Origin of the sequence: Verrucosispora sp. SN26_14.1, assembly GCF_004307965.1 — a bacterium.
Lineage (GTDB): Bacteria > Actinomycetota > Actinomycetes > Mycobacteriales > Micromonosporaceae > Micromonospora.
The window spans coordinates 1-9,420 of the sequence record NZ_SISL01000229.1 but is presented as its reverse complement, the minus strand read 5'-3'; the positions used below and the strand labels follow the sequence as shown (position 1 = coordinate 9,420).

Genomic DNA, 9,420 nt, shown 5'->3' with positions numbered 1-9,420 from the left:
GTGCGCGGCGGTGGGCGCAGCGCGTTCGTCACCCGGGTACGGCAACGTGGCCGCCAGCCGGAACCCGCCGTCCAGGGTCGACCCGTGATAGAGCATGCCGCCGGCGACCCGGACCCGTTCGGTCAGCCCGAGCAGTCCCTGGCCGGAGGTGGCCCGCACGACCCGCCGCCCCACGGTGTTGGTCACCCCGGCTACCAGCGCGTCCGGCTCGTACCGCAGCGACAGCACGATCGCGCCGCCCTGGGCGTGGCGCAGCGCGTTGGTCAGGCCCTCCTGGATCACCCGGTACGCGGCGTGCTCGGTCAGTGCCGCCAGCGGTCGGGACTCCCCCTCCCGGACGATCTCCACCTCGGCACCGGAGGCACGTGCCTGCGTGGCGAGATCGTCCAGGCCGGTCAGTGGGCGCACCGTGGACTGGCTGTCGTCCTGCCCCAGGATGCCGAGGATCTGCCGCAACTCGGTCATCGCCGCCGAGGACGTCTGGCGGACCAGATCGGCGGCCTCGGATCGCCCGTCGTCGTCGGCGGTGCGCAGCATCCCTGCGTAGAGCGAGATCAGCGTGAGCTTGTGTCCCAGCGAGTCGTGCAGGTCCCGCGCGATGCGGGCCCGCTCCCGCGTCTGCGCCCGCCGGGCCACCTCACTCTGCTCGCGGTGCAACTGCACGTTGCGGTGGTGCAGGGCGGCCAGCAGCACCCGCCGGCGACGGACCAGCCGCGCGACACCGGCCGGCAAGGCCGCCATCAGCACGAACAACGCCGAGTACATCACCACCAGGTCCACGCCCAGCGGGTCCGTCCATACGATGGACCCCACGAAGCAGACCCAGGCCAGCACCAGCCCGGCCGCGACCTGCCACCACCGGGCGAGGCGGTAGCCGAGCGAGGCGCTCAGCACCACCAGCAGCAGGCCGCTCGGCCCGCCGGTGCCCAGACCGACCAGAGCCGCGGCGACGTAGGCCGGCAGCGGACTGGTCAACCGCAGCACCATCAGGATCGGCGTGGTCACCGCGACCAGCCACGGCATCGACGGGTACCAGTCGGTGACGGCCGCCGCGATCGTCGCCGCCACGGTCACCAGCAGCACCAGGGCGATCTCGTAGACCCACCGCCACACCCCGTTCAGACCGGCCCGCTCCCGCCACCGGGTCACCCACAGCAACGTGCGACTGCCCACGGTCATCGGGTCGGTCCTCGCCCTCGGGTCTCGTCGTGGCCGATCCGGTCGACCGCCTCGTACGCCTCCAGCAGCCCGGCACCGGTCCGCCTCCGGTAGATCCTGGCCGACGCCGCCCAGCCCGCGCTGTCGAGGGTGTCCCGTACCTCCGCGTGCACGATCGCTGTCATGCTCCACAGTGTCGCGACAGCCGGTCCGGGTCGGCGTCTGGCGGACGACGGAACCACGCCTCGCACTTTCGTTGACCCGCGTCCGTCACGAGAAGCCGCCCGGGCGGCGAACACCCGGGCGGCGGCTTTCTCTCCGTGTCCCGCTCATTCGGGAATGGTGATGCCCCGTTTCTCGGCCAGGGTCCCGTCGACGAAGCAGAATCGCCACAACTCCGGGCCCGGTTCGCCCAACGGCGCCACGGTGTGATAAATGCACGAGGCGCCGGCCGGGATGCCCTGCCGCCCCGGGTCGTCGGGGTAGAGGTCCTTGTCGCGCATCCCGCTCAGCGGCTCGGGCAGGGCGGTGCGGACGTCCGCTTCCGCCGCCCCCACCTGCTGCGCGTCGAACTGCTCCCGCGTGACGCCGGCACCGAGCACCTCCTTGCCCAGCGCGATCGCCTGGTAGACGGTCCACCCGATGCCACCGCACAGGACCACGATGACGGCGGCGATGACGAGGCCGACTTTTCGCATGACAGTTCCTCCGTCGTGATGGGGAGGTCCAGCGTCTCGGGAATCGACCGCCGAATCGTCAGTGCTTCGTCGGATCCGCGACGCGGCGCGGTACGACGAAAGTGCGACCGCGCTCTGTCCGCCAGCGGCTCACAGATATCGGACGCCGGTCAGCCGGGCGGCCTCCGCCCACATACGCCGGCCGTTCTCCGGGTCCTGTGCCGTCGCGCTCGCCCGCACCTCGGTGACCGGCCCACGGATCTCCTGGAAACCGCGCGGCCCGAAGAACTGCCCACCGCGTACGCCCGTCGCGGTGGCCGCGTGGAGCTGGGGTCTGGCACCCGCCTCGACTCGGCTGATCAGCAGCGGGCTGAGTCGACCCACGGCACGCAGGAGCACGGAGCGGTTGGCCAACGCGCGGGGGGTGAGGTTGGTCCGGGTCATCCCGGGATGGGCGAGCACGCTGATCACCGGTGACCCGGAGGCACGCAGCCGACGGTCCAACTCCAGGCCGAGGATGGTCGCGACCAGCTTGGACCTCGAGTACGCCGTCGGGCCGTGGTAGGACTTCTCGGAGTTCAGGTCGGCGAGGTCCAGGCCGCGCCGCCGGTGCACGATCGACGAGACGGTGACCACCCGAGGCTGCCGTCCGGCGGTCAACCGGTCGAGCAGGAGGCCGGTCAGCGCGTACGGGCCGAGTGCGTTGGTCCCCATCTGCATGTCGAATCCGTCCGCCGTCGGGGCCGGACGGGCGCCGGTCAGCGCCACCCCGGCGTTGTTGACGAGCAGGTCGAGCGGTCCGGGCAGGGCGGCGGCGAAGGCGCGGACGGAGTCGAGCGAGGCCAGGTCCAGTCTCCGCACCTCGACGTCGGCCCCCGGCACCCGGCGTCGGATGTCGAGGGCGGTCTGTTCACCGGCCGCGACGTCGCGCACGGCGAGCAGCACCGAGGCGCCGTGGCGGGCCAGTTCCAGGGCCGTGACCCGCCCCACGCCCGAGTTCGCCCCGGTCACCACCGCCCGGCGTCCCTGCTGGTCGGGAATCTGTTCTTCGGTCCAGTTCGGCATGGTCGTCGACGCTAGGAGGTGGCGCGGTCGGCCGGAGAGACCTCGCCAACCTGGGACCACCGGACCTACCCTGCGGCCGGACCGGACCGGCAGACTCGGGGGGTGACCACGGCCTACGCCCGCGAGTTGGCGGACTTCCTGCGCAACCGCCGCTCCCGGCTGCGGCCGGAGGATCTCGGTCTGACTCCCGGGCCGCGCCGCCGGGTCGCCGGCCTGCGCCGCGAGGAGTTGGCCCTGCTCGCGGGCGTGAGTACCGACTACTACCAACGTCTGGAGCAGGGACGCGACGTGCGCCCCTCCGACGACGTGCTGACCGGCATCGCCCGCGCGCTCGCCCTCAACGCCGAGGAGACCCGTCACCTGCACGCGCTGGCCCGCCGGGCGCAGCGGCCGCCGACTCCCCGGCGCCGTTCCCGGGAGACCGTCCCGGAGAGCATCCACCGGCTGCTGCACAGCCTGCACACCCCGGCCGTGGTGGTCAGCCGTCATCTGGACCTGCTCGCCTGGAACAGGATGGCCACGGCGCTCTACCCGGGCATCGGCCCGGGCAACGTGCTGATCGACATGTTCACCCATGCCGAGGCGCGCGACCGGTGCGCCGGGTGGCGGGAGACGGTGCTGGACTATCTGGGCTTCCTGCGCGCGGCGGTGGCCGTCGATCCGGAGCACCCGCGCGCGCAGGAGATCGTCGGCACGTTGACCATCCGCAGCGAGGAGTTCGGCAGGCTCTGGGCCCGTCACGACGTACGCGAGTCGGTCCACGGCAGCAAGGTCTTCGCCCATCCCCAGGTCGGGGAGTTGCGTCTGGACTGGGACGCGTACACGCCGCCGGGACGCACCGGGCCGATCCTGATCGCCTACACCGCCGCACCGGGCAGTGCCGCCGCCGAGCGGCTGTCGCTGCTCGCCGCGTACGCCGGGTGACGGCGGCGACCCACCCCGACCACAGCAGTGCGAACCGGACAGGAATCGACTTCCGGAAATCTAATCTCGGGCGATCGGCGAGCCTGGTCCATCCATCCTGAAAGCCCCGCTGAGCTGCGATTGCGGGCGACTCGGACCAACCGCATCCAGTCCGCCCACATCGATCTTTCATCGACCATCGTTGATAATCGGAAACATCGGTGTAATGCTGGGCCTTGGAAGCGCTCCCACATCGATCCGATCGCTGAACGGAGGACGTAACGTGCGTTCACACAAGCCCGACCAATCCGGCCCGCGAGTCCGGCCCGCTGCCCGCCAGCCCCTTCGGGCGCTCGTACTGCTGCTCGCCCTGGTGGCCGGGATGATCCCCTGGGTCGGGACCGCACAGGCCCACGGCACCATCATCAACCCGGCGTCGCGGGCGTACCAGTGCTGGCAGACCTGGGGCAGCAACCACACGAACCCGGCCATGCAGCAGCAGGACCCCATGTGCTGGCAGGCGTTCCAGTCCAACCCGGACACCATGTGGAACTGGATGAGCGCGCTGCGGGACGGGCTGGGCGGCAACTTCCAGGCCCGCACTCCCGACGGGCAGCTGTGCAGCAACGGCCTGTCCCGGAACAACAGCCTGAACCAGCCCGGGGCGTGGAAGCGGACCAACATCAGCAACAACTTCACGGTCCAGCTGCACGACCAGGCGAGCCACGGCGCCGACTACTTCCGGGTGTACGTCAGCAAGAACGGGTTCAACCCCGCCACCCAGACCCTCGGCTGGGGGAACCTGGACTTCATCACGCAGACCGGGCGCTACGCCCCGGCTCAGAACATCACCTTCAACGTCTCGACGTCCGGATACACCGGACACCACATCGTGTTCGTCATCTGGCAGGCTTCCCACCTCGACCAGGCGTACATGTGGTGCAGCGACGTGAACTTCGGCTGATCCGGTAACACCGCCCACTGCGGCATCGGCTCCGGCTCGGGACCTGTCCCGGGCCGGAGCCGCCGCGTACCCGCTACTTCATCGCGGCGATCTGGATCAGGTTGCCGCAGGTGTCGTCGAGCACGGCGGTGACCACCGGGCCCAGGTCGGTCGCGTCCTGGACGAACCGCACACCCAGCCCCTTGAGGCGTTCGACCTCGGCGTGGACGTCCTCGACGGCGAACTGGGTGTACGGGATACCGTCGGCGACCAGCGCCTCCTTGAAGGGTCGGGCCGCCGGGTGGCCCTCCGGCTCCAGCAGCAGTTCCACGCCGTCCGGGTCGGCCGCGGACACCACGGTGAGCCAGCGCGCCTCACCGGCCGGCACGTCGGTCTTCTTCACGAAGCCCAGCTTCTCGGTGTAGAAGGCGAGCGCCTTCGCCTGGTCGTCGACCACCACGCTGGTGATGTTGATGCGAAGCACGGTTGCTTCCTCTCAGTCGGTGGGCCACCGCTCGGCGATCGCGCGCAGCGGGCCGGTGTCGATGTGGTGGAACTTGTACCGGCCCTGTCGCCGGACGTGCACCAACCCGGCCTGTTCGAGCACCGCCAGGTGCTGCGAGATGGCCTGACGCGACGAGGTCAGGCCGTGCTTCATTGCCAACCGGCCGCAGATCTCGAACAGGGTCTGGCCGTCCCGGTCGACCAGCTCGTCCAGGATGATGCGCCGCGTCGCGTCACCGAGGGCCTTGAACAGATCCGGTTCCGCGTCCACCGACACAGTTATAGGCAAGTGCCTACTTGCCTGTCAAGCCGCCACGCGCCGTCCGGCTCAGCCGACCGAGTGGGCGTGCCGGACGGTCCGCTCGGCCAGCCACAACCAGCGACGCTGCACCTCTCCGCTGGTGGCGGCGACCATCGACAGGGCGTCGCCACCCACCTTGCGCAACGCCTCCGCCCCGGCTGCCGGGTCGTCGAGCAGCGCCGCGCCGTCGCGGAACGCCTCCGCCTCGCTCGACCCGCCGAACCGGGGTGCGACCTCGTCACGCCAGAAGTCGGCCCAGGTCAGCCCCGGATTCCAGGAGAACCTGGCGTACGCCAGGTAGCTGATCTCGTTGGTCGGGTGGTACGCGGACGCCTCGGCGAAGATGGTCAACCCGCGCATGCCGGCGGCGGCGGTCCGGGTGGCCATGTCCGTGTACATCTCCGGCACCCACGAGTGCCGCTGCCGGTTCCACTGCGACCCCGCGTGCGTGCGCAGCACGTTGGTGCGGTGCGGCAGTGCCGCCACGTGCTCGGCGGTCAACCGGTCCCGGTTGTCGTACCAGAAGCCCCGGTTGACGCAGTACTGGTACGCCACGTCGTCGGGCAGGTCGGCCAGCGGCCCCTGCGCGTCGAGGTCGAAGATGTTGTCCCAGTAGACCTCGACCAGGTGGCGCAGCGGCACCCCGGCCGGGCCGGGTCGGCGGGCGGTGTCCAGCAGGGTCGGGTACACCGACCGCATCGCCTCGTACGACCAGGAGGTGCGCTCGCCACCGGTGCGGTCGACACACCGCGCGCAGGCGCAGCTACCGTAGTCGCCGGTCTCGAAGTTGATCCCGCCGACCGGCAGGGTGTCCAGCAGCCAGTCGATGGCGTCCCGGTGCCACGCCAGGTTCTCCGGCTGCGACGGGCAGGCGGCCATCATGTACTCGCTGGCCGGGAAGTGCAGGTCGCCGAACTCGTCGATGTCGAAGCCGACCTTCTTCGGCAGTTCGGCCGCCAGATCGGGGCGCTGCCGCAGCCAGGTCGCGAGGTTGTAGCGGTGCCGTCCGTCGAAGTAGATGCCGCCGTAGGCGTTGATGCCCACCCCGGCGATGATGCGTACGCCCCGGGCGTTGGCGTACTCGCACAGGTCCCGGGCCGCCTCGACGCCACCGTGGGCGTCCCGCAGCAGCCCGTAGACCACGATCCCGCCGATGCGTTCGGCGCTGCAGAAGTCCACCAGTCGCCGGTAGTCGGCCCCGAAGGCGTCGGCGCCCTTGGCATACGGGTTCAGCGCGCCGATCTCCTGCTGGCCGAGCTGGCGCAGGTCCCAGTTGGTGGAGTGGTCCCAGGTCCACAGTGTCCGCAGCGGCAGCCCGGGTGCGCTCTGGTGTGACCCGACCGGCAGGCCGGCCGGGGTGGCCCGGGCCAGCAGGTCCCGGACGGCGTAGACCAGGCCGGCGAAGGGATCGCCGACGACGCGGATCTCCCCGGTGGCCGGCACCTCGACCCGGAAGCCGCCCTCGGGCAGCGTCGGGTCGGGGACGAACCGGACCGGCTCCGGCCCCTCCCCCAGCGTCTCGACCAGCAGGGTGGCCGCGAACGGCGCGTGCTCGGTGCCGTGCACCCGGACGCCGGAAATCTGGCGGTACGACATCATGACCTCCCGAGGGACTGCGGAGTGGCGGCCAGGTAGTCGACGACGTCGAGAGCCGTCCACACCCGGTGTCGCCAGTACGGATCGTGTGCGACGAGGGCGCGGGCGGCCGCCGCGTCGGGTGCCCGCAGCACGAGGACGGAGGCGCTCAGATCGGCGCGGGCCCCGGCGAGCAGGGCGGTGCCGTCGGCGAGCAGTCCGCGTACGTGGGCCAGGTGGGCCGTGCGGTGCGGCTCGCGTCGGTGGACCGCGTCGGCGGCGAAGGTGGCGGTGACCAGGAAGGTCGGTTCGAAGATCACGTGTCCGCCCCGATCGCCCCGACGAGGCGTTGCAGGGCCACCCGGTAGACACTCTGCGGCCGACCCGCGCCGGTGCTGACGTGCACGCCGACCTCCTCGGCGAACCCGGCCGCGCGCAGCGCCTTGAGCAGCCGGCGGGCCGAGCGGGTCTCCACCCCGTACGCGTCGGCCAGACCCCGCGCGGTCACCTGGTGGGGGTCCATCTGGTGCAGCGCCTCCAGCAGACGCCGGGTGGACAGCGGCCCGAGGCGCAGTTGCTCGGATACCCGCAGCACCCCGGGGGTGGTCTCGCGCAGCCGCTGCTTGACCGCGCTCTCCCGGGTGGAGTAGATCTCCCCGTCCGGGAAGACCACGTGCGTCTCGCCGCCCCGGCCCAGGGCGAGAGCCTGTCGGGCGTTGGCCTCGGCGGCGGCGATGGTGGTGCCGGCGCCGAAGCCGACGGTGTGGTCGCCGTCGACTCCGCGCAGGCTGAGCAGCGAGGCGTGCCCGGCCCGGTGCCGGGCGATGGCGCTCTCCACGGTGCCCCGGCTGGTGGTGATGACCAGCGTCCGGTCGTCGATGGTGTTGAGTCGCCCGCGCATCCGCTCGGCGTGTTCCAGCAGTGCCTCGCGCAGCCGCAGGCGCTGCCGTTCCGCCTGGTAGGGGTCCTGCGGACGGTTCGCCGACTCGGCCACCTCGATCATCATCACCGCGATCTGGGTGGCCCGGGACTGGCGTACCTCGGCGGCGAGCCAGGCTCGGCGCAGCGCGTCGCGGACCGAGGCACGGGTGTGCTCGACACGCCAGACCGGCACCCCGCGCTCGCGCAGTTCCCGGTGCACCGCGCCGAGGCAGGTCAGGCACGCCTCGACGGCGCCGGACTCGTACCGCTCGCGGTGGTAGGCGGTGATCTCGGCCAGACCGGAGAAGAGCAGGCCGGACGAGTCGGCGATCGGCAGGATGTCGGTGGGCGGGCTCAGTTCGATGTCGTGGTACGTCTCCCGGACGGTCTCCGCCTCGATGGTGTCCACACTGACCCGGGGCAACTGCCCGCCGCCGGCCAACAGCATCCGGGACAGGGTGCGGTACAGGTCGATCCCTGCGTGCCGGATGTAGTCGATCTCGGCACGCAGCCCACCGGCCGCCGCGGCGAAGGCGTACGGGATGCGCCCGGTGAACAGCAGCACCTGGCACAGGTCGTCCAGCTCACGGGCGAGGTCAGGGGCCTGCTCCGGGTCGGTGTACGCGCGGGTGGTCACCTCCTCCGCACGGCCCTCCCCGGCCGCCACCTCCTGCACGAGCCGGATCGAGTCCTCCGGGCCGATGATCCCGATCACGCTGCCGCCTCCACGTCGTCACCCTCGCCGTCGGTCGGGCTGCTCAGCCGGTGTAGACGGTGCCGGCGATGCCGGCGCTGGCCGGTGCCGCCAACAGCGTCAGCACCGACGCCACGTCCTCGGGACGACCCAGCGCCGCCTCGATCCGGGCGACCTGGGCACCGTCGGTGCCGTTGGTCCGTGCCTCGTCCAGCGACCGCCGCATCAGCGGTGTGTCGATGTCACCGGGACAGAGGGTGTGCACCCGGATCCCGCGTGGACCGAGGTGCCGGGCCAGCGTCAGTGCCAGGCCGTGCAGTCCTCCCTTGCTCGCGCCGTAGGGTACCGACCCGGATCCGGTCAGCACGCCGGCCTTGGAGCCGACCAGGACGAGCACCCCGTGACCGTCGGTCAGGTGCCGTACGGCGTGCTTGGCGACCAGGAACGGTCCGGTCAGGTTGACCTCGATCACCCGCTGCCACAGCTCCAGCGGCAGGTCGGTGACGTCGGTGCCCTGCCCGCGCATGATCCCGGCGACGTGCAGCACCGCGTCGATGCCGCCGAGGTCGGCGGCGACCGCGTCGAGCACCGAGGCGACCTGCGTCTCCCGGGTCACGTCCACGGCGTGGGCCACGGCCGTCGCCCCGACGGCGCGGGCCTGCGCGGCGGCACCTGTATA

The 9,420-nt window shown here is 71.5% G+C and carries 12 protein-coding genes; 2 read left to right on the top strand and 10 right to left on the bottom strand.

Features of this window, described 5'->3' with window-relative positions; genetic code table 11:
• The 4 genes from EYA84_RS19615 to EYA84_RS19605 all read right to left on the bottom strand — a co-directional run.
• A partial coding sequence (locus EYA84_RS19615; protein WP_201272430.1) for a sensor histidine kinase occupies positions 1–1,179 on the bottom strand: 1,179 nt, incomplete at its 3' end.
• Entirely contained in the window at positions 1,176–1,343 is a 168-nt protein-coding gene (locus EYA84_RS32555; RefSeq protein WP_161595004.1) for a hypothetical protein, read from the bottom strand. The genes EYA84_RS32555 and EYA84_RS19615, both read right to left, overlap by 4 nt.
• A gap of 144 nt (positions 1,344–1,487) precedes the next feature.
• Positions 1,488–1,856: a hypothetical protein gene (locus EYA84_RS19610; protein ID WP_131054501.1), complete on the bottom strand. Its 369-nt coding sequence runs from the start codon at positions 1,854–1,856 to the stop codon at positions 1,488–1,490.
• A gap of 129 nt (positions 1,857–1,985) precedes the next feature.
• Positions 1,986–2,900: an oxidoreductase gene (locus EYA84_RS19605; RefSeq protein WP_131054500.1), complete on the bottom strand. Its 915-nt coding sequence runs from the start codon at positions 2,898–2,900 to the stop codon at positions 1,986–1,988.
• Between the two features lie 102 nt (positions 2,901–3,002).
• Between EYA84_RS19605 and EYA84_RS19600 the strand changes: the two genes are divergently transcribed.
• Positions 3,003–3,824, top strand: coding sequence for a helix-turn-helix domain-containing protein (locus EYA84_RS19600; protein WP_131054499.1), 822 nt, complete (start codon positions 3,003–3,005; stop codon positions 3,822–3,824).
• A 262-nt stretch (positions 3,825–4,086) separates the two neighbouring features.
• Positions 4,087–4,767 (top strand): lytic polysaccharide monooxygenase, encoded by a 681-nt coding sequence (locus EYA84_RS19595; RefSeq protein ID WP_201272429.1) that lies wholly within the window; start codon positions 4,087–4,089, stop codon positions 4,765–4,767.
• A 73-nt stretch (positions 4,768–4,840) separates the two neighbouring features.
• On the opposite strand, the gene EYA84_RS19590 is transcribed toward EYA84_RS19595, so the two are convergent.
• The 6 genes from EYA84_RS19590 to EYA84_RS19570 all read right to left on the bottom strand — a co-directional run.
• A complete protein-coding gene (locus EYA84_RS19590) occupies positions 4,841–5,230 on the bottom strand; it encodes a VOC family protein (RefSeq protein ID WP_131054498.1) in 390 nt (129 codons plus the stop codon).
• Positions 5,231–5,242: 12 nt separating this feature from the next.
• A complete protein-coding gene (locus EYA84_RS19585; RefSeq protein ID WP_131054497.1) occupies positions 5,243–5,521 on the bottom strand; it encodes a helix-turn-helix transcriptional regulator in 279 nt (92 codons plus the stop codon).
• A gap of 57 nt (positions 5,522–5,578) precedes the next feature.
• A complete protein-coding gene (locus EYA84_RS19580; RefSeq protein WP_131054496.1) occupies positions 5,579–7,147 on the bottom strand; it encodes a hypothetical protein in 1,569 nt (522 codons plus the stop codon).
• Positions 7,147–7,446 (bottom strand): YciI family protein, encoded by a 300-nt coding sequence (locus tag EYA84_RS32550; protein ID WP_161595003.1) that lies wholly within the window; start codon positions 7,444–7,446, stop codon positions 7,147–7,149. The genes EYA84_RS19580 and EYA84_RS32550 overlap by 1 nt, the downstream gene beginning before the upstream one ends.
• Positions 7,443–8,762 carry a hypothetical protein gene (locus EYA84_RS32545; protein ID WP_161595002.1) on the bottom strand — a complete coding sequence of 440 codons (1,320 nt, stop codon included), beginning with the start codon at positions 8,760–8,762 and terminating at the stop codon, positions 7,443–7,445. Before EYA84_RS32545 ends, EYA84_RS32550 begins: the two co-directional genes overlap by 4 nt.
• A gap of 43 nt (positions 8,763–8,805) precedes the next feature.
• Positions 8,806–9,420: SDR family NAD(P)-dependent oxidoreductase (locus EYA84_RS19570; RefSeq protein WP_131054495.1), on the bottom strand; the 615-nt coding region annotated here is incomplete at its 5' end.